20 protein-coding genes, 4 tRNA genes and 1 pseudogene are annotated in these 18,849 nt (G+C 71.1%); 14 read left to right on the top strand and 11 right to left on the bottom strand.

Annotated elements, in window-relative coordinates:
* Positions 1-8: 8 nt before the first annotated feature.
* Positions 9-170 carry a hypothetical protein gene (locus tag MTF65_RS18750; protein WP_243629886.1) on the top strand — a complete coding sequence of 54 codons (162 nt, stop codon included), beginning with the start codon at positions 9-11 and terminating at the stop codon, positions 168-170.
* Here MTF65_RS18750 and MTF65_RS18755 read toward each other — a convergent pair.
* Entirely contained in the window at positions 154-1,407 is a 1,254-nt protein-coding gene (locus tag MTF65_RS18755) for an APC family permease (RefSeq protein ID WP_243629887.1), read from the bottom strand. The two genes, MTF65_RS18750 and MTF65_RS18755, sit on opposite strands and share 17 nt — an antisense overlap.
* 75 nt (positions 1,408-1,482) lie before the next feature.
* Positions 1,483-2,910, bottom strand: coding sequence for a SulP family inorganic anion transporter (locus MTF65_RS18760; RefSeq protein WP_243629888.1), 1,428 nt, complete (start codon positions 2,908-2,910; stop codon positions 1,483-1,485).
* Positions 2,911-3,332: 422 nt separating this feature from the next.
* Here MTF65_RS18760 and MTF65_RS18765 point away from each other — a divergent pair, with 422 nt between their 5' ends.
* Entirely contained in the window at positions 3,333-4,574 is a 1,242-nt protein-coding gene (locus MTF65_RS18765; RefSeq protein WP_243629889.1) for an MFS transporter, read from the top strand.
* A 23-nt stretch (positions 4,575-4,597) separates the two neighbouring features.
* On the opposite strand, the gene MTF65_RS18770 is transcribed toward MTF65_RS18765, so the two are convergent.
* From MTF65_RS18770 to MTF65_RS18790, 5 genes are all read right to left on the bottom strand, one after another.
* A tRNA-Ala gene (locus MTF65_RS18770) sits at positions 4,598-4,672 on the bottom strand.
* 133 nt (positions 4,673-4,805) lie between these two features.
* A complete protein-coding gene (locus MTF65_RS18775) occupies positions 4,806-5,555 on the bottom strand; it encodes a hypothetical protein (protein WP_243629890.1) in 750 nt (249 codons plus the stop codon).
* Between the two features lie 201 nt (positions 5,556-5,756).
* Positions 5,757-6,209, bottom strand: a complete 453-nt coding sequence (locus MTF65_RS18780; RefSeq protein WP_243629891.1) for a hypothetical protein — start codon at positions 6,207-6,209, stop codon at positions 5,757-5,759.
* Between the two features lie 47 nt (positions 6,210-6,256).
* Positions 6,257-6,817 carry a phytanoyl-CoA dioxygenase family protein gene (locus tag MTF65_RS18785; RefSeq protein ID WP_243629892.1) on the bottom strand — a complete coding sequence of 187 codons (561 nt, stop codon included), beginning with the start codon at positions 6,815-6,817 and terminating at the stop codon, positions 6,257-6,259.
* A gap of 145 nt (positions 6,818-6,962) precedes the next feature.
* Positions 6,963-7,124 (bottom strand): hypothetical protein, encoded by a 162-nt coding sequence (locus tag MTF65_RS18790; RefSeq protein WP_243629893.1) that lies wholly within the window; start codon positions 7,122-7,124, stop codon positions 6,963-6,965.
* 177 nt (positions 7,125-7,301) lie between these two features.
* On the opposite strand from MTF65_RS18790, the gene MTF65_RS18795 reads away from it, so the two are divergent.
* The 3 genes from MTF65_RS18795 to MTF65_RS18805 all read left to right on the top strand — a co-directional run bounded on the left by MTF65_RS18795 (position 7,302) and on the right by MTF65_RS18805 (position 10,079).
* Positions 7,302-8,564, top strand: coding sequence for a hypothetical protein (locus MTF65_RS18795; protein ID WP_243629894.1), 1,263 nt, complete (start codon positions 7,302-7,304; stop codon positions 8,562-8,564).
* A 12-nt stretch (positions 8,565-8,576) separates the two neighbouring features.
* Entirely contained in the window at positions 8,577-9,131 is a 555-nt protein-coding gene (locus tag MTF65_RS18800) for a GNAT family N-acetyltransferase (RefSeq protein ID WP_243629895.1), read from the top strand.
* Positions 9,132-9,704: 573 nt separating this feature from the next.
* The gene (locus tag MTF65_RS18805; protein ID WP_243629896.1) at positions 9,705-10,079 is read left to right on the top strand and encodes a hypothetical protein; all 375 of its coding nucleotides are present in this window, start codon (positions 9,705-9,707) and stop codon (positions 10,077-10,079) included.
* Here MTF65_RS18805 and MTF65_RS18810 read toward each other — a convergent pair.
* A complete protein-coding gene (locus MTF65_RS18810; protein ID WP_243629897.1) occupies positions 10,070-10,558 on the bottom strand; it encodes a YajQ family cyclic di-GMP-binding protein in 489 nt (162 codons plus the stop codon). The two genes, MTF65_RS18805 and MTF65_RS18810, sit on opposite strands and share 10 nt — an antisense overlap.
* A 201-nt stretch (positions 10,559-10,759) precedes the next feature.
* Between MTF65_RS18810 and MTF65_RS18815 the strand changes: the two genes are divergently transcribed.
* Together MTF65_RS18815 and MTF65_RS18820 are read left to right on the top strand one after the other, a co-directional pair.
* A tRNA-Tyr gene (locus MTF65_RS18815) sits at positions 10,760-10,841 on the top strand.
* Positions 10,842-10,981: 140 nt separating this feature from the next.
* Complete coding sequence (locus MTF65_RS18820) at positions 10,982-11,410, top strand: hypothetical protein (RefSeq protein ID WP_243629898.1); 429 nt, start codon at positions 10,982-10,984, stop codon at positions 11,408-11,410.
* Between the two features lie 35 nt (positions 11,411-11,445).
* Here the strand turns inward: MTF65_RS18820 and MTF65_RS18825 are convergent, their stop codons facing one another.
* Complete coding sequence (locus MTF65_RS18825; RefSeq protein ID WP_243629899.1) at positions 11,446-11,943, bottom strand: hypothetical protein; 498 nt, start codon at positions 11,941-11,943, stop codon at positions 11,446-11,448.
* Between the two features lie 104 nt (positions 11,944-12,047).
* Here MTF65_RS18825 and MTF65_RS18830 point away from each other — a divergent pair, with 104 nt between their 5' ends.
* Positions 12,048-12,488: a DUF3574 domain-containing protein gene (locus tag MTF65_RS18830; RefSeq protein WP_243629900.1), complete on the top strand. Its 441-nt coding sequence runs from the start codon at positions 12,048-12,050 to the stop codon at positions 12,486-12,488.
* Between the two features lie 80 nt (positions 12,489-12,568).
* Here the strand turns inward: MTF65_RS18830 and MTF65_RS18835 are convergent, their stop codons facing one another.
* Positions 12,569-13,225: an SDR family oxidoreductase gene (locus MTF65_RS18835; RefSeq protein ID WP_243629901.1), complete on the bottom strand. Its 657-nt coding sequence runs from the start codon at positions 13,223-13,225 to the stop codon at positions 12,569-12,571.
* A 54-nt stretch (positions 13,226-13,279) separates the two neighbouring features.
* Positions 13,280-14,695, bottom strand: a complete 1,416-nt coding sequence (locus MTF65_RS18840; RefSeq protein WP_243629902.1) for an amidohydrolase family protein — start codon at positions 14,693-14,695, stop codon at positions 13,280-13,282.
* 362 nt (positions 14,696-15,057) lie between these two features.
* Between MTF65_RS18840 and MTF65_RS18845 the strand changes: the two genes are divergently transcribed.
* The 6 genes and pseudogenes from MTF65_RS18845 to MTF65_RS18870 form a co-directional block, all read left to right on the top strand.
* A tRNA-Thr gene (locus tag MTF65_RS18845) sits at positions 15,058-15,130 on the top strand.
* Between the two features lie 48 nt (positions 15,131-15,178).
* Positions 15,179-15,251, top strand: a tRNA-Met gene (locus MTF65_RS18850).
* 89 nt (positions 15,252-15,340) lie between these two features.
* Entirely contained in the window at positions 15,341-15,505 is a 165-nt protein-coding gene (gene rpmG, locus MTF65_RS18855; protein WP_006604855.1) for a 50S ribosomal protein L33, read from the top strand.
* A gap of 142 nt (positions 15,506-15,647) precedes the next feature.
* Positions 15,648-16,100 carry a MaoC family dehydratase N-terminal domain-containing protein gene (locus MTF65_RS18860; RefSeq protein WP_243629903.1) on the top strand — a complete coding sequence of 151 codons (453 nt, stop codon included), beginning with the start codon at positions 15,648-15,650 and terminating at the stop codon, positions 16,098-16,100.
* 1 nt (position 16,101) lies between these two features.
* Positions 16,102-16,530: a MaoC family dehydratase gene (locus tag MTF65_RS18865; RefSeq protein ID WP_243629904.1), complete on the top strand. Its 429-nt coding sequence runs from the start codon at positions 16,102-16,104 to the stop codon at positions 16,528-16,530.
* Between the two features lie 1,544 nt (positions 16,531-18,074).
* Positions 18,075-18,620 (top strand): annotated as a pseudogene (locus tag MTF65_RS18870) (TetR/AcrR family transcriptional regulator); the annotation flags it as partial.
* Between the last annotated feature and the right edge of the window lie 229 nt (positions 18,621-18,849).

An 18,849-nucleotide genomic window follows, 5' to 3' on the forward strand; every position in this document is an offset into this window, starting at 1 on the left:
ATGAACACATGACCGAGACAGAGCAGTCGCCGCAGCAGCCACCGCAGCAGTCCGCACCTGGAGTACGCCAGTCATCGGCCCCGGGGCGTGAGTTCGTACGGCAGGACCTCGTATGGCAGGACCTGGTACCACAGGGCCTCGTACGGCAGGACCTCATACCCCGGGCGTGACCCGCTTGCGCATGCCGTAGGCCAGCGCGCCGAGCGCGAGTACCGCCGCCCCCGCGATCGCCGAGGCGGCAGGCAGCGCGCAGGCGAGCACCACACAGCCGGACAGCCCGACCGCTGCCACGGCCCGACCCTTGACAGCTGAATCAAGAGTCCACGCGGAGGCGTTCGCGATCGCGTAGTAGGCCAGCACTCCGAAGGAGGAGAAGCCGATCGCGCCCCGCAGATCACCGGTGGCCGCGAGCGCCGCCACCACCGCCCCCACGGCCAGCTCCGCGTGGTGCGGGACCTGATACCGGGGATGTACGGCGGCCAGCGCGCGCGGGAGATGGCCGTCCCGGGCCATCGCCAGTACCGTCCGCGACACCCCGAGGACGAGGGCGAGCAGCGAGCCCAGCGCGGCCAGCGCCGCGCCCACCCGGACGACGGGGGCCAGTCCGGGCCATCCGGCCGCGCGCACGGCGTCGGCCAGCGGGGCCGTGGACCCCGCCAGACCGTCGGCGCCGAGCACCGACAGCGCCGCCACCGCCACGGCGGCGTACACGAGCAGGGCGATCCCCAGGGCGAGCGGGACCGCCCGCGGGATCGTGTGCTCCGGATCGCGCACCTCCTCACCCAGGGTGGTGATCCGGGCGTACCCCGCGAAGGCGAAGAACAGCAGCCCGGCCGCCTGTAGCAGCCCGCCGGCGGCCCAGTCCCCGGGGGCCCCGCCGTCCAGCCGCCCGGCATCGGCCGCGCCGGAGGACAAGCACGCCACGACGACCCCGGCCAGTACGGCCAGTACCACCGCCACGATCACCCGGGCGATCCGGGCGGACTTCTGCATGCCGCCGTAGTTCGCGGCGGTCAGCGCCACCACCGCCGCGACGGCCACCGCGTGCTGCTGCCCGGGCCAGGCGTAGGCCCCGACTGTGAGCGCCATCGCCGCGCAGGATGCCGTCTTGCCGACCACGAAGCCCCAGCCCGCCAGATACCCCCAGAAGGGCCCGAGCCGTTCGCGCCCGTACACGTAGGTCCCGCCGGAGGCCGGATAGCGGGCGGCCAGCCGCGCCGAGGAGTGCGCGTTGCAGTAGGCCACGAGGGCCGCCAGCCCGAGGGCCGTGAGGAGCGCGCCCCCCGCCGGTCCCGCCGCGCCTGCCGCCGGGGCGAGCGCGGCGAAGATACCGGCCCCGACCATCGCGCCCAGTCCGACGACGACGGCGTCGAAGACCCCCAGCGTGCGCTTCAACTCGTTGTCCACGGGCGGAGGGTAACCGGGCCGGGTGACGGGCGGGTGGCCGGCCTCGCTCGGGCGGGACTTCGACGACAGGGGGGCCTAGGAGACGCCCTCGCGGCCGGGCAGCGGTGTCCGCTTGCGCTCCCACCCGTCGAGCGCGGTCAGACACGCGTGGTCGAGGTGGCGCAACCCGCTCAGGTCGAGCCGCACCGACGGCCCGTGGGGCAGCGCGTCAAGGGCGTCCAACAGCTTGGGCAGCCGCAGGAAGCTCGCGTTCCCCACGACCCGGACGCACAACTCCTCGCCCTCCCACACCTCCTCGATGTGCACATGGGAGGTCTCCCACGCGGCCTTGGCGACGGCCAGCCCCAGGCCGACGAGGACCCCCTCGAAGAGGTTGGTGGCCACGATCGCGGCGGCCGTCGCCACCAGCACCACCGCCTCGCCCCGGTGCGTCCGCCACAGGGAGGCCACCGCGGCGGCCGGCAGCAGCTTCCAGCCGGCGTGCAGCAGCACCCCGGCGAGCGCGGCGAGCGGCACCACCTCCAGCGCCTGGGGGAGTGCCACGGCGAACAGCAGCAGCCAGCCGCCGTGCAGGATCCGGGCCGCGCGGGTGCGCGCCCCCGCCTCCACGTTGGCGGCGCTGCGCACGATCACGGCGGTCATCGGCAGCGCCCCCAGCAGCCCGCAGACGGCGTTGCCGAAGCCCTGGGCCACGAGTTCGCGGTCGTAGTCGGTGCGGTCCCCGTCGTGCATCCGGTCCACGGCGGCCGCGCTGAACAGCGTCTCGGCGGAGGCGATCAGCGCGAGCGCGACCACGGTACCGACGGCCCCGACCGAGGCCAGCACCCTGAAGTCCCCCCAGGCGGGCAGGGATACGGCCGCCAGCACCCCCGTGACCCGGACCTTCGCCACCGGCAGCCCCAGCAGCGCGGCAGCGGCGGTGGCGGCCGCCACCCCGACCAGCGCGCCCGGCACGAGCCGCAGCCGGGCGGGCATCCGGGGCCACGCCACCAGGACGGCCACGGTCCCGGCCCCCAGCGCCACGGCGGCCCAGTCGGCCTGCCCGCCGAGCGCGGTCATCCCGCCGAGCTTCCCCAGGGTGTCCCCCGGCGCGGGGACACCGCCCAGCGCGTACAGCTGCCCGGCGATCAGCACGAGCCCGATCCCGGCCAGCATCCCCTGCACGACGGCGACGGAGATAGCCCGGAACCACCGTCCGAGCCGCAGCACACCCATGCCCAGCTGCACCGCCCCGGCAGCCAGCACCAGGATCCCGAGCGCGGCCAGGCCGTACGCCCGCACCGCCTCGTAGACGAGCACCGTGAGCCCGGCCGCCGGGCCGCTGACCTGGAGCGAGCTCCCCCGGAACCACCCGGTGACCAGCCCGCCGGCCACTCCGGTGACGATCCCCAGCTCGGCCGGCACCCCCGAGGCGACGGCGACGCCCACGCAGAGCGGCAGCGCCACCAGCGCGACGACGACGGACGCCCCGAAGTCTTCGCGGAAACTGCCGGCCCCAGGCATGCGAGAACCCCCTGCCACACGGTGATGGATGCCACCCCAGCGTGCTGGGGCGCATCCACCCACGCCTAGTGACCACAGGGGGCCCACGAAGGGGCGTGCGCCGCGCACGCCCCGCACACACCCTCCGCGCCCCGACGGGCAGCGGCACGGCACGACGCGCCGATCGCTGCCCATTCGAGTCTCCGACCTGCACTTACGTGGATACAGTGCCGTTGACCTGCCAAAACTACATTTAGTAGTTGTCGTGTTCCTCAGCATTTTCACGCTCCTCGTGCCCTGCCTGTGCCCTCGGGACGGCCTGTCCCGCGTTCGTGCGAGGTCTGCGAGAACGCCGAGCCCCGTGCGTGGCAGGGGCCTAGGGTGGGCGGCGGTTCGGCAGGGACTGTGCTCCCGGTCAGATGCGGCACGCCCCGGAGGGCACATTGGGTTACCTGACGCTGCTTCGGCAGCGGCCCGTACTGGTGCTGTGGCTCGCACAGAGCCTCTCCGTCCTCGGGGACCGCCTCTATGCCCTCGCGGTCATGTGGGTCGTCTACGCCGCGACGGGCTCGGCCTCGCTCATGGGCATGGTCGCGGTGGCCGAGTCGCTTCCGTACATCGTGCTCGGCACTCTGGGCCGCCGGCTCGTCTCGCGCTTTTCCTCGTACCGCGCACTCGCATGGGTCGACGGGGCGCGGGCGGCGGTCGCGGTCGCGCTTCCGTTCCTGTGGTCACCGGACGCGCGAGGCATCGTGCTGCTGCTCGCCGGTGTGCTGCTCCTCGGCACGCTCGGGGCACTCTTCGACCCCAACCTCGGCGCGCTGGTGCCCGATCTTGTTGAGCCCGAGCGGGTGCAGCAGATCACTGGTCTCCTCGACCTCACGGGCCGCATCGCCCGCATCGCGGGCCCGGCCAGCATCGGTCTGCTGCTGCTCTTCGTCTCCGAGGTACAGCTCTTCGCCCTGAACGGCGCAACGTTCGGCGTGTCCGCCGTGGTGCTGCGCTGGCTGGCCCGCCGCAACGCAACCGCGGCTGGCCCTCCCGTCGAGCGCCCTGGGGGCAGGGCGCGATCGTCGGTCCGAGCGTGGCCAGTGCTGCGTGAGCACCCGCGGGTCGGGCTGGCGATCGGCCTGCACGGTGTAGCCCTGTACTGCTCGGCTGTGACTGCCATCGGTATGCCTGCCCTGCTCGCCACCCGGTACGGGGCGGGCGCCGCGGTGTACGGACTCGTCACGGCGGCGATGGGCATCGGGGCGCTGCTCGGTAACCCTCTCGCGAGCAACCGACGCTCGGGCGGCTGGCTGACCGTCTATTGCGGTGCGTGGGCCGTACAGGGCGCGGCGACGGCCTGCATGGGCCTGGTGCTCGATCTGCCCGCGCTGCTGCTGCTGTCCCTGCTGACGGGCAGCGTCACGCCGGCTACGAGCGTCACCCTGCGCGCGCACCTCGGCGCGTTCGCCCCGACGGAACGGCTGCGCCTGATGTCCGTCGATCAGACGGTGATCCGGACGGGCGGAACGGCCGGAATGCTGCTCCTGCCGCTGCTGGTGGATGCTTCGCCACGGGGGGCCTTTTTCGCGGGCGGGCTCATGGTCACCGGGACCGCGCTCGGTGCCTTGCTGGCCGCCACACGACTGCGGCGGCGGGATGCCGCTCTGCCTGCTCTCTCTACGGCAAGCGGATGAACCACGGTCCCAAACGTTGAAGGGGCGGGGCGGCCGGATTCGAACCGGCGTCCTCCTCCATGCTGTGTAGGCGCACTACCTCTGTGCTACGACCCCGCCTTGCAGTGATCATAGGCAGCCTGCCCCGCCACAGGGCCAGCGATTTGTCAGAACCTATGTCCGATTCCTAAGAGTTCAGGCCAGTGGCCTTGAAGGCGTGGAGTTCGGTAGTGAGGCCGATCGAGCCAGTTGTCAGCTCTCGATCGGGTCCGATGCGAAGTAGGCCCGCATGGCATTCGCGAAAACGTCGGTTGCGGTATCGAGCCGCTCAAGGGCAGCACGTAGACCGGCCTCGGGATCCTCAGGCACCCGCCTTAGAAGCACCGCGACGGGTGGCTGCCGGGCCACATCATCCGCCGATCCTGACGGCGGCTGGTTGACTGGCGGCGTGGACCGGGGTACCCGGCGCGGCAGGGGCTCGGCGGAGCCCTCTGCTGTACTCCGTACCAGCGGTACGGGTTGCGGCGGCGGAGCAAGCCGCAACGGGCGCCGTACCCACATGCAGGCCCGCATGAACGGCCTAGTCATGGAGGCTACTTCCCCGAACGTCGCGAGCAGCGGCTCGGGTCCGGTGGCAACGAGGGCGGCGCCGGCCTCGCCGAGACGACGGCGGGCCTGGTCCACCTGTTCAGCCGCGTGACGGACGGGATCCTCCAGCCCGTCAGACGGTTCGAGGTGGTATTGCGCCGCACGGTGCCGCGCCGCGGAAAGCAGCGCGTGACCGGCATCGAGCAGCCCATACGCAGCAGCGTGAGCAGCGGCGGCAGCGGCCCGCTCCGTCGTCCGCAGCGCGTGAGCATGCTGAGCCCTCGCCTGAACCTGAGCGGCGGCGAGGGCGTTGTCAGCTGCGCGGCGGGCGGCGCGGGCCTGTAAGTACACAGCGGGGATACCGAAACCGGCAACCGCAGCCGAGGCGGTCGAGGCGAGCTCTCCGAGGTTCATGACAGGTCATAATGCAACCCTCGACTGACAAGACCACCCATGCACGTGGCCAAGGGCTCTGCGGACAGACCTCTGGGGTTTCCACGGGTGCGCTAGATCACTCGCCTCATGCAGCCCAAACAGTTCTCAGGAGCGACGCGCCTCACCCCTCGCCGGTGGTGCAGGTCCTGCGAGGGGTGAGGGCTTAGGGAGACTGGCCGGTTACGCCGCGGGCGCCTCAGGCTTCCACTCGGCCGCGTCGAGGGCGAGCCAGTGCTCGACCGTCACGTTCTCGAACGGGACGCCGATCTCCAGGTAGATGCGGGTGTGCATGGCGCCGAACCAGGCGCCCCGACGGTCGTCGAAGAACGCGCGGTCGTACCAGGCGACGCCCAGCAGGACCGTCCCGCCGCCGTTCTCGTTGTCCGGGTCGGCCTCGAAGTACGTGCACTCCCAGTCCCAGAGCATCTGCTCGTCGGGGCGGGAGCGCAGCCGCTCGTCGCTGGCACGCAGGTGCTCGATGCACCGCTCGATGGTCGCGGTGTCGGGGCAGTAGTACCGGCAGTCGCTGAACGCCACGACGCGCTTGCTGCCGCGCCGGGCGGGGTCGACGTCCTCGCCGGTGAGCACCCGGACGCGGGTGATCGGCGGAGCGCTGGTTTCGAGGATGGTCACGGTGGTTCTCCTCTCGTTGCCGATGGTGCGTTGCAGGTGGTGCGTGATCACCAGCTCGACCCGGTCAACGGGTACAGGCTGGGGCTGTGGACGCCGCTCGACCGGATGGCACCGGGAGCGACGTAGCGGATGTTCAGGCCGATCCGGGCACCGGCGGTCGTATTGCTGTCCGAGCGGTGCAGGAGCCGGACGTCCATCAGGCATGCCTGCCCGGCATCGAGCGGCAGCCATAGGCCGTGGTCGTGTGGTCCGTTGGGCATGCCCTGCACTCTGAGTGCTCTGCCTCGACGGGCGCTGCTCGCCTCGCGGTCATTGCCGAGGTAGCCGCTGGCGTGTGAGCCCGGGTTGACCTGCAAGCAGCCGTTGGCGGTTGTCGCGTCGGTGATGGCGAGCCACGCCGCGACCGAACGGGCGGGGTCGAGCTGCATCCGTCGGTTGGTGCCGTCCTGGTGCCAGGGCACTCGGAACTCACGGCCGGGCCACTTGATCATCAAAAAGGTGTTCTCGACGGCGACCGCCTCGCCGATCGTCTCCTGCACGGCGGCGAGCAGTCCGGGGGCGCGTACCGCGTGCGCGGCCCACTCGAAGCGCAGGTGCGCTTCGAGCACGACCTCGGTCCGCTCGGCCCGGTGCTCGGCGATGACCCCGACAGCTCGGGCGCGGGCTCGGCTGTTGGTGTTCCACTCCAGCCCGGTCCGGTATCCGTCCTCGCCGAGCGGGCTCGGTCCCGTGTAGCGGTGAGGGACTCGCTCATCACGCTTCGCCCTTCGGCCGGCAGCGGGTGCACTGGCAGGGCGGGAAGGCGAGGGAGTTCATGGGCGGGCTGTCCCGGACCCCGGGCCCGACGACCACCTCGGCACGCTCGTGGACGACCTTTCCCGTCCGGCCGTTGACGTCGTACACACGAATGGTCATGGGCATGCGCACTCCCGCTGCTCAGGGGCGTTGTGGTTCGGTGTGTCACCAGTGCACCGCTTGAGAGGGCGTCATGGGCGAGCAGGCACCGGACGTTTGGGCGGACGTTTCCGCGCCCGAGTCCGCGGCCAGATCACTACGGTGGGCGCACGGCCCGCAGCTGCGAGGGGGAAACGCATGACGGGGCAGGAGTCGGGCGGGCTGGCACGGTTACGGCGGGCTGCCGGCCACACGCAGGAGACGTTCGTCAAGGCGTTCCGGCAGGAGTCCGCCCGCCTCGGCATCGCCGCCGCGGTGAGCGTCCGCCAACTGCGACGGTGGGAGAGCGAGACGCCCCCGCCCCTGCCGCACCCGGGCCAGCAAGCCGTACTTGAAGCCATGTTCGGCATGCCCCTCGCCGAGATGGGGTTCGACGTCCCTGGGCATCGCGTGACGGTTGCGGCACCGATCAGCGACGCTGGAGAGGTGAAGAGGAGAACGTTCGTCGCAGACGCGGGCGCCCTCGCTGCCGCTGCCCTGCTGCCCGCCGCGCCGGGCCCACGCATCGGCACGGCCGATCTCGGGCGGTTGAGAGAGCGCCTCGACGGGCTCTACCAGACAGACCACACCGCGGGCAGCGTGCCGGCGAGCACGCAGGCCGAGCGCATCGAGGCGGGGATCACGCGAGCCCTGAGCAGCGCCTCGTACACCGCCGGCGTGGGCCGTGAGCTACAGACGATGCTCGCCGAGCTGCACGGACACCGGGCCTGGTACGGCTACGACGGCGGACGCATCGCGGAGGGCCGCGCCGCCTGCATGGAAGCCCTCGCCGCGGCGCAACTCGTCGACGACCCTCTGCTACAGGTCTCCGTGCTGGAGACGCTCGTACTCCTCGCGATCAAGGCCGGCCGGTCCTGGGAGGCTGCGAGCGCCGTCGAGAACGGCTACCGCCTCGCAACCCAAGCAGGGGCAGGTGCGACGGTGCACCTCGTGATCGCACTCCGCGATACCAATGTCGCCACGCACGCCGGGGACCTGTCGGGTGCACGCCGCGCCCTGTCCCGCGCCGTCAGCTTCCAGGGGCGCGCGGATGCCGATACAGACGTGCCCAACTGGGCCAAGTTCGTGGGTCCGTTCGAGGTCGACTACGCCACGGCGGACATGTACGTACGAGCAGATCAGCCCAAGCGCGCCGTGCCGTTCCTCCGGGCGGCCGTGCGCGGCATTGGCGGTGGGCTCGCCCGGAACAGCGCCTCGTACCGCGTCAAGCTCGCCGGTGTGCTCCTCGCCGCGGGGGAGGTCGACGAGGCGTGTGCCGAGGTGGGCGGCGTGCTGGATACCTGGGGAGGCATCGCCTCGCCCCGGCTGCTGGGCAAGGTGCACGATTTCCAGCGGGCGGCCGGGGTAGTCGACAGCCCAACCGCCCGCGAATGCATGGCACGTATCCGCGAAACCGTGTGAGAGGGCCGCCGGATGAGTCAGCCAGCACAGGCCAGCGTCGAGCAGCTCGACGGGCCGGCCGCCGCCAGGGCCGAGGAAGCGTTCCGCCTGGTCTACGCCGAGGCGTTCGCCGAGCCGCCCTACAACGAGACGGAGACGGACGTCGCAGCCACCTTCCGCCGCTTCCGCTCCCAGACCCGTAAGGCCACGTTCCGCGGCGCCCTGGCGACCACCTCGGACGGCGAGCCAGTCGGCATGGCCTACGGCTACCCGCTCAGCCCGCAGACGGGCTGGTGGGACCAACTGACCGAGCCCGTTTCCGATGACATGCGGCGAGAGGACGGCCGGCGGACATTCGGTCTGATGGAACTTGCCGTGCGTGCCCCATGGCGGGGGCAGGGCATCGCCCGCCGCCTGCACGAGGCTCTGCTCGACGGCACCGACGCCGGGCGGGTCCTGCTCAACGTCCACCCGGACAGCAAGGCGGCCGTGGCCGCGTACCGATCGTGGGGGTACCGGAAGATCGGAGAGGCGCGGCCCTGGGAAGGCGCAGACCTTCACGACGTCATGCTGCTCGACCTGCGTTGAGCCGCTTCCCGCGCGCGTAGGGGGCAGCGACCGGTCGCGGTGCGGACATGGTCCGTCATAGCAGGGGGACGGCGGGGACGTGGGGGACGCTGTTGGCCGCTTCCTCTCCTACCCTTCCCTGACTCTCTGGGTGAGACAGAGGGGTGAGGGGGTGGAGTCGTCCTCTGAGTCCCCCCTTCGCTTGCTGTGTCGCTCCTGGCTGGGTCCGAGGGGGACGACCAGTGGTTGACGGCGCGACCCGGGCCGCGCCAGGGCGAGGCGTTCGGGCTGGAAGTGGAACATGTCGACTTCCTGCGTCGCGAGGTCAGTGTGCGACAGCAAGCGATCACCCCCCCCAGACGGGCGAGCCCTACCTCGGTAGCCCAAGACGCACGAGAGTTACCGCACAGTACCGCTCGCCAAGGCGGCCGTGGACGCGCTCGCTGCTCACCTTGAACGCTATCCGGCGGCCGAGACGGAGATCGAGGACCGTACGGACCGCGCAAGCCGCGCACGAGAAAGGCCCGGCTGCTCTTCCTCAACGAGCACCGCGAGCCCATCCGCCGCGACGGATGGGCTCACGTATGGGCGCGCATGATCGCCAACGCGAACAAGCAGTTCGTCGCGACCCACGAGCGAGCACACGCCGCGTGGGTCAGGAAGGGCCGGCCCGAGGGGAGGCAGCCTGAGCTGCTGCGCGTGCCGGCCGGGACGTTCATGCACGACCTGCGGCACTTCTACGCCTCGCTGCTGATCAAGCACCGAGAGAACCTCAAGACGGTGCAGAAGCGGCTCGGCCTCGCAAAGCCGTCGATCACGCTCGACACGTACACGCACGCACCTGTGGCCGGGCGACGAGGACACAACGCGGGCAGCCGTCGAGGCGGTCCTCGGCGATGTGCCCCCGTTGTGCCCTGTCAAGCTCGCCTAGAAGCGTTTTTGCAGGTCAGAGGCCCTGATCAGCGGTAGTTCACGAACTGGATCGCGAAGTCCAGGTCCTTGCCCTTGAGGAGCTGCTGGACGGCCTGGAGGTCGTCGCGGCTCTTCGAGGTGACGCGCAGCTCGTCGCCCTGGACCTGGGCCTTGATGCCCTTGGGACCCTCGTCCCGGATGATCTTCGCGACCTTCTTGGCGTTCTCCTGGGAGATGCCCTCCTCGATGCTGGCGAAGATCTTGTACTCCTTGCCGGACAGCTGCGGCTCGCCGGCGTCGAGTGCCTTGAGCGAGATCCCGCGCTTGACCAGCTTGGTCTCGAAGACGTCGAGAACGGCCTTGACGCGCTCCTCGGAGTTCGCCTCCATCAGGATCTTTTCGCCGGACCAGGCGATCGACGCGCCCGTGCCCTTGAAGTCGTAGCGCTGCGAGAGTTCCTTCGCGGCCTGGTTGAGGGCGTTGTCGACCTCCTGCCGCTCGACCTTCGAGACGATGTCGAAACTGGAGTCGGCCATGTGCTGTGGCTCCTTGAAGTCGGCTGTGGTGTGCCCCGGAGGGCGCGTCCGGACATCCCCGGCCCGCTCGGCAAAGCCTAGCCACCGCGTCAGCCGGGAGCGCTGATCAATCAGGTGGCGAAGCACCCCCAGGCATCAGGTATCGTTTACGTCGTTGCCACCGAGCACCGCCCCAAAGCGGCCTCACCGGCGACATCCCTTGGCGGTGTGCCCGAGTGGCCAAAGGGAGCAGACTGTAAATCTGCCGGCTCAGCCTACCCAGGTTCGAACCCTGGCGCCGCCACGCGATGTGAGACCCCCGTTACTGCGGAAACGCAGTAGCGGGGGTCTCCTCGCATGCGCTCGGCGCTCCTGGGAAAACGGGTGGGCGCGGGCGGGGCCGTCACGGCATGCTGGGCGCATGATCAGCATGCCGTGAGGCCCATGCCGCGTAAGGCCCCCTCGCAGGTCAGATCGGACCTGCCCCGCCCGCCGTCCCGGTGGGACAGCCGCGCCGTCATCCCCGGCATCTCGGGCAAGGCCCTGGCCGACATCGCCCGCGTCGAGCGCTACCGCTACGCGCCCGGAGCCGCCTGGCATGCGCTGCGCCACTGGCGCCGGCTCGTGTACGAGCGCGGCCCGTGGGTGATGTACCCGTCGTTCGTCAGCGACTATCCCTGCTGCGATCCCCCGTGGATCGGCGAGCACCGCCAGATCCTGGAGGAGTTCCTCGCCGTGCTCCCGCGCCGGGCCCGGCGGGAGCTGCGCGCCGTACTCGCACCGCTCGACGCGCGCTTCCTCGCCCGCACCCTGAACGATCCGTACGCCGCGCCCGGCGATCCGTGGTGGCGCAGGCGGCTGGAGACCCCGTGAGGCCCGTCAGGCAGCCCGGCGACGACTCCCGGTCGTCATTCCACCGTCAGGTGGTACGTCGTGTCGACCCAGAAGCTGTCCGCCGCCGCTGCCTTGATCTCCAGGACGAACTGGCCCTCCGGCAGCGGGCCGAGGCCGCACCACAGACCCCACGCGACGCGCGGTATCCCCAGGACCGGGAACGTCTTCGAGGAGAACTCGCTCAACTCCAGCGGCGAGCCGTTCAGGTACGCCTCCGCCCGCTCCACCTCCAGCCGCCACGGCTTGGTCACGAGCGGTACGGCCACGCGCTGCGTGTTGAGCACCGGGAAGAACACCGGCCGGCCCGAGGGGATCGCGCACCGCCGTACCACCCGGCCGCCGTACGTGCCCGCGAGGAACCAGAGGTCCCGCGGCTGCCGCCAGTCGGCGTGCATCCCCGTGACGTCCCCGACCGGGCTGCGGTCCTCCGGCGCGGACAGCGCCCACTGCCACCACCGGGCGGCCAGCCGGCCGCCCTCCGCCTCGCCGATACGCCAGTCCCCGTCGCCCATGCCCCACCCCGGCACCTCGTACGACTGCCCCCTGCAGCCGAATCGGTGTGACCCTATCGGCCGGTCCGACCGCACCGATCGGGGCCTCCGGTCGTTCTCCCCGCGTGAAATGGACTTCGGACACGCGTGGCAAGGTCGGCGGCGGGGTACTCCTCGCCCTGCTCGGCGCCGGGATCCCGGCCCTGATGGGGGCGGCACTGGACAGCCATGTCGGGCAGCCGTACCAGGAGACCCGGCTCTACTTCGGCACCGACCGCCTCGACGGCCTGCCCCCGGTCGGGGAGGGGGAGTTCATGCGGTTCCTGGACCGCGAGATCACCCCCGCCTTCCCCGAGGGACTGACCGTCCACGACGGCCGAGGCCAGTGGCGCGGCCAGGACGGGAAGACCGTCCGCGAGACCTCGTACGAGGTGGTGCTCCTCTACCCCGAGAAGGAGGCCGAGGACCGCGGCGTGCGCATCGAGCGGATCCGGCAGGCGTACGAGGACCAGTACCAGCAGGACTCGGTCGGGCGGTCCGACGACAAGGTGAGCGCCGAGTTCTGACCCGGCATCTGACCTCGGCTTCTGACCCCCAGCTTCTGACCCCCGGCATCTGACCCCGGCCGGCCTGAACGCCGGTCAGGTCAGTTGCCCGCCACGTCCTTCACGGCCACCGGGATCGGGATCGAGCCCGAGACCAGCTCCAGCGTCAGGCCCGCCGTCGCCGGGGTTTCGAGCAGCTCGGCCAGCACCGCCGCCACATCCTCCCGCGACACCGCCCCGGGGCCGGTCTGCGCCTCCAGGCGGACCAGACCGCCGCCGGGGTCGTCCGTCAGCGAACCGGGCCGCAGGATCGTCCACTCCAGACCCAGCCGCGTCCGCACGTGCTCGTCCGCCTCGCCCTTCGCCCGCAGATAGAAGTCGAAGACGTCGTCGCCCTCGTGGTACGGGTCCGCGCCCATCGAAGAGATGATCAGGAAGCGCCGTACGCGCGCCCGTTCGGCGGCATCGGAGAACAGCACCGCCGCGGCCCGGTCCACGCTGTCCTTGCGCTCGATGCCGCTGCCGGGGCCCGCGCCGGCCGCGAACACCGCCGCGTCCGCCCCCTGCAGGATCCCCGCCACATGCTCCACCGAGGCCGATTCCAGATCGCAGAGCACCGGTTCGGCGCCCGCCTCCCTCAGGTCGTCGCCCTGTGCCGGATCACGGATGATGCCCGCGACCTCGTACCCGCGTGCGGAGAGCAACCGCTCCAGCCGCCGCGCGATCTGACCGTGTCCACCCGCGATGACGATGCGCATGCCCCGACCGTACGACGAGCCGCGCGCCCACGCCCGCGAACGGCGGGCGAACGGTCAGGGTCCGGGCTCCGTACGGCCCTGCCGCGGCAGGTCCAGGGCCACCGCGACGGCCGAGTCGCAGTACTCCCGCACGGCACTCGTCCGGGCTACCACCCGCCCCCGGTGGATCACGATCCGGCTGTACGCCAGGGAGAGCACCGCCGCGATCCGGTCCCCGCGGACGGCGAGCAGCTCCGCCGGGAAGCCGGCCTCCACCCGCACCTCCGGCAGGCCCATGGCCTCGCGGGCGGCGGAGCTGACCGACGCGTACGCCTCGGCGGGGCGGAGCCCGCCCTGGGAGGCCAGCAGGTACGCGGCTTCGAGCGGGTCCCCGCGGCCGACCGGGTTCCCGGCGTCCCGCAGCGCCCCGCTGCCGGCGGCGACCCGGACCCCGGCGGCGCGCAGGAGCCGTACGGGCGCGGTGCGCAGGCCGTGGCGCTCCAGGGCCGCGCAGTCGCCCTGGGGCAGGCAGGTCACCCGTACACCGGCCGCGGCCAGCTGGTCGGCGGCCCGGGTCGCCGCGTCCAGCGGGAGCCGGGCCAGGCCGCCGCAGGGGCCGATGGCCACCCCGGGGCGGAGCCCGCCGGCCATCGCCGCGAGCCGGGCCAGGCGGGCCGGATCGTCACCGTCCGTATGCAGGTCCACGGGGCAGCCGTGCTCGGCGGCGAGTTCCAGGACGGCTTCGAGGAAACCGGTCGGGTCGGGGTCCAGGTCCGGACAGCCGCCGATCACGGAGGCGCCCATCTTGACGGCGTCGCGCAGCATCGCGAGCCCGTCGGCGCCGGCCACGCCGGTGAGCAGTCGGGGCACGGCGACGGCGGTGAGGTCGGTGAGCCCGCGCAGCGAGCGGCGGGCCTGGAGCACGGCCTCCATGGGGCCGAGGCCGTGCATGTCGCCGATCCGCACGTGGGACCGTACGGCCGTGGCGCCGTGGCCGAGCTGGAGCAGGGCGGCCTCGGTGGCCCGGCGCTGGACCTCGTCGGGGGTGTACGAGACCGGCCCCTCGCCGTCGGCGGTCAGGGCGGTGTCCCCGTGGGCGTGCGGCTCGGCCGGAGCGGGGAGCAGCAGGTAGCCGCCGAGGTCCACACGGGCGAGGGCGGGGGCGGGGAGGCTGCCCGCGGTGCCGACGGCCTGGATGCGGCCGCCGCTGAGCCGGACGTCGACCGTACGGCCGTCGGTGAGGCGGGCCCCGGCGAGCAGCAGGGTGGTGGACTCGACGGCGGCGAGGTACCCGCTGTGTCCTTGTCCGCTACGCCCGTTGTTCCCGTTGTTCCCGTTGTTCCCGCCGCTCCCGTTGCCGGCCGGGCGGAAGTTCCCGGAGTTCCCGGCGCGGTGGTCGGCGGGGCCGCGCGAGGGGCCGTCGCCGCCGTCCTCGCCGCCGCGACCGCTGTGCGGGGGGTGGGACGGCTGCTGCGGCTGGCTGTCGGACATCGCGCGCTCCTGCGGTGGATCGGGCGGTTCCTGGGCCGTGGCCGCGCCCCGCGGCCCAAGATCACGCAGCGTGCTCAGAGCCTAGGGCGCGGGGCTGCCCGCTTCACGGAAGAGCGCAATAGTCGTACCGGTGTGGTGCAACGCGCGCCCCGGCGCTCGCGAGTACCCCGGGTGGCGCGTGCGCGCCCGTGGGCCCACTAGTGATGGAGGGGTTGGTGGTGAGCCCGGTCACAAATGGGGGTGGATTGGGCCCGTGGGGCGCCGGAGCCTTGATCGGGAATGACGCGCGGACCCCCTCGGAGCCCGGTCCCCCCAAAGGATTTGGGCGATGGGCGCGCAACCGTGTAATGTCTTCCTCGCTCGCCCCAATAGCTCAGTCGGTAGAGCGTCTCCATGGTAAGGAGAAGGTCTGCGGTTCGATTCCGCATTGGGGCTCTGGTGAGAGAGGTTCCCCGCCCTCGGGTGGGGAGCTGATCACATCAAAGCGGCGTAGCTCAGTCGGTAGAGCAAGCGGCTCATAATCGCTGTGTCACCGGTTCAAGTCCGGTCGCCGCTACACACAGTAGCCGATTGCGGGGTCGGTCTCCCGATCGGCTACTCTTTTATGCGTTCATCCGTCCAATAGTCCGTCCAAGGAGCACTCACGTGGCTGCCACCGACGTCCGCCCGAAGATCACGCTGGCCTGCGTGGAGTGCAAGGAGCGGAACTACATCACCAAGAAGAACCGGCGTAACGACCCGGACCGTCTTGAGATGAAGAAGCACTGCCCGCGCTGCAACTCGCACACCGCGCACCGCGAGACCCGCTGACCCCAGCGAAGTCTCGAATACAGGCACCGTCATGAGGCCGTCCCCTTCAATGGGGGCGGCCTTGTGTCGTTTCCGGGGCCGTCTTCTTTGTCTTCGTGTTCCTTCAGTTCCTTCAGTTCCTTCAAGCAGGAGGTAGTGAGCCATGGCGCTCGACCAGTCCTTCGTGGGGCGGAGCTACCCGCCCACCGATCCGTACGAGGTCGGCAGGGAGAAGATCCGTGAATTCGCGGTCGCGGTGGGTGACGCCAATCCCGTCTACACCGACCCCGAGGCGGCCAAGGCGTTCGGGCACCAGGATGTGATCGCCCCGCCGACTTTTGTGTTCGCGATCACTTTCGCGGCGGCGAGCCAGGTCATCGAGGACCCGCAGCTGGGTCTCGACTACAGCCGGGTCGTACACGGCGACCAGAAGTTCGCGTACTCCCGCCCGGTGCGTGCCGGTGACCGCCTCTCGGTGACCTCCACGATCGAGGCCGTGAAGTCGCTGGCGGGCAACGACGTCATCGACATCCGCGGCGAGGTGCACGACGAGTCCGGTGAGCACGTGGTGACGGCGTGGACGAAGCTCGTGTCCCGCGCCCCCGAGGAGGCCTGAGATGACTGCGCAGATCCAGTACGCCGATGTCGAGGTCGGCACCGAGCTGCCGCCGGGGTCCTTCCCGGTGACGCGCGCGACGCTCGTGCGGTACGCGGGTGCCTCGGGCGACTTCAACCCGATCCACTGGAACGAGAAGTTCGCCAAGGAGGTCGGGCTGCCGGACGTGATCGCGCACGGCATGTTCACCATGGCCGAGGCGATCCGGGTGGTCACCGACTGGGTGGGCGACCCGGGCGCGGTGGTGGAGTACGGCGTGCGGTTCACCAAGCCGGTCGTGGTTCCGAACGACGAGCGGGGTGCGGTGATCGAGGTCTCGGCGAAGGTGGCCGTGAAGCTCGACGACAACCGCGTCCGCGTGGACCTGACGGCCAAGAGCGCCGACCAAAAGGTCCTGGGCATGTCCCGCGCGGTCGTCCAGCTGGCCTGAGGGCCGTTTGGCGGGCCTGGGCGGGGGTGGGCGCTGCGCGCCGGGGCGGGGCGGGCTTCGACGGGTGGGGCGGGGTTTGGGGGGCGGGGTGCTGGTGGGACGGAATTGGACGGTGCTGGGGGCTTCCCGTCAGTCTCACTGTCCTTCCGGTTCGGTCCGGTCCCTCAAGGGCGCTCCCTTCGGTCGCGTCGCTTCGCGATGGCCTTCGGCCACCCTTGACCGACCGGCCCGCCCCGGAAAGACAAAGACTGCCGGGAAACCCCCAAAAGGACGGTCTGGGGGGAACCATTCCCACCGAGCACCCGTAAACGAGCCGGCCGGGCGCCCGGCTGCCCGGTATCCCCGCCCTGCGGGCGGAAAAGACGCCGGAACCTGCACCGAACAGCGTCCAGAACACCTGAGGAAGCGGTAAGGCGCGTCAGATCGCTACACGCTTCTGCTGGCATAGCGTCCGCCGGCCGTCTGTGGCTGGGCATAAGCCGCCACTAATCGCTATGCGCTCCTCGCCGAGGGCGGCTGCGGCCCGTCTGTGGGTGGGCACAAGCCGCCATCGATCGCTACGCGCTCCTCGCCGACGGCGGCTGCGGCCCGTCTGTGGGTGGGACGCCCCATATCGCTACCCGCTTCCCCATCGACGGCGGCTGCGGGTCTGTGGGTGGGCGCCGGCCGGCACCATCGCCATGCGTCGCCCGACGAGGGAGGCTGTGGGCGTCTGTGGGTGGCATGGCCGCCACCGACCGCTGGGCGCTCCTCACCGAGGGCGGCTGCGGGAGTCTTGGGCTGGGCATAGGCCGCAGGGGCCTGTCTAACCGAGGCTGATGCCGGATCGTTGGGTCTCACGCTCCGGGAGAAGGCCAAATGACTCCACTGTGGCCGCCAAAATGGGACAAACAGGTCGCAGGCGTGCTCCTGGAGACATCAAATGACCGTGGGCGGCCTATGTTCAGCCCAAGATGCCCGCAGCCGCCCTCGGCGAGGAGCGCGTAGCGATTAGTGGCGGCTTATGCCCAGCCACAGACGGGCGGCGGACGCTAAGCCGAGAGAAAGGCGGGTAGCGATCTGTGGCGCCTGACGTGCCGGTTGGGTGTTCTGGATGCTGCTCGGTGCAGGTCCCGGTGCTTTTCGCCCGCAGGGCGGGGATGCCGGGCGGCCGGGCGGCCGCCCAGGAGGTTGGATCCCGCTCGGTGGGAATGGTTCCCCCCTGACCGTCCTTTTGGGGGTTTCCCGACAGTCTTTGTCTTTCCGGGGCGGGCCGGTCGGTCAAGGGTGGCCGAAGGCCATCGCGAAGCGACGCGACCGAAGGGAGCGCCCTTGAGGGACCGGCCCGCCCCGGAAGGACAGTGAGACTGACGGGAAGCCCCCAGCACTGTCCAATTCCGTCCCACCAGCACCCCGCCCCCGAAACCCCGCCCCGCCCGTCGAAACCCGCCCCGCTCAACCCGGCACCCCCACCCCCCGCTCAATCCGCCCCGGCGGCCCCGGGACCTCCGCCCCCGCGCCCCCTCCCCTTGCGGAGTTAGTGATTGGACACTAACTTAGCCCGCATGGCAAGGATGAGCGCAGAAGAGCGGCGCGAGAGCGTCATTCGCGCGGCGATGCACGAGTTTGCCCGCGGCGGCTACTACGGGACCTCCACCGAGGCGATCGCCAAGCGTGTCGGCGTCTCGCAGCCGTACCTCTTCCGGCTCTTCCCGAACAAGCAGGCGATCTTCCTGGCCGCCACGAGGCGCTGCATGGAAGACATCAGGGTCGTCTTCGAAGAGGCGGCCAAGGGGCGCAGTGGTGACGAGGCGCTCCACGCCATGGGGGAGGCGTACATGCAGTTGATCGCCGACCACCCCGACAAGCTCCAGATGCAGCTCCAGGTGAATGTGACCGTCGCCGCGGCCGAGGCCGCCGGGGAGCCGGAGTTCGGCGAGCTGGTGCGGGCCGGCTGGATGGATCTGTGGGACACCATTCACGTACCGCTCGGGGCCGATGTCGAAGTGACCACCAACTTCCTGGCCCACGGGATGCTCATCAACACCCTGTCCGCCCTGGGTTTCCCGCCGGGCCACTGGATCTGGGAGGGCTGCTACCCCTCCACCCGCGGCCAGGAGCAGGGCAGCGGGCAGGGCAGCGGGCAGGGCGGCGGGCAGGGCGGCCGGCACGGCGGCGGGCGGTGCGCCAGCAGCGAGCAGGTCGGCGAGCAGGGCCGGCAGGCGCAGGTCCACGAGGAGTGGCAAGTCCGCGAGGAGTAGGGGTAGGCGCCGGCGCGGGATTCCGGGGATCGCTCCGCACCTTGCCCCAGAAAGTTAGTCAGTAATCACTAATGACACA

This window comes from Streptomyces sp. APSN-46.1, from assembly GCF_022815725.1.
Taxonomy (GTDB): domain Bacteria; phylum Actinomycetota; class Actinomycetes; order Streptomycetales; family Streptomycetaceae; genus Streptomyces.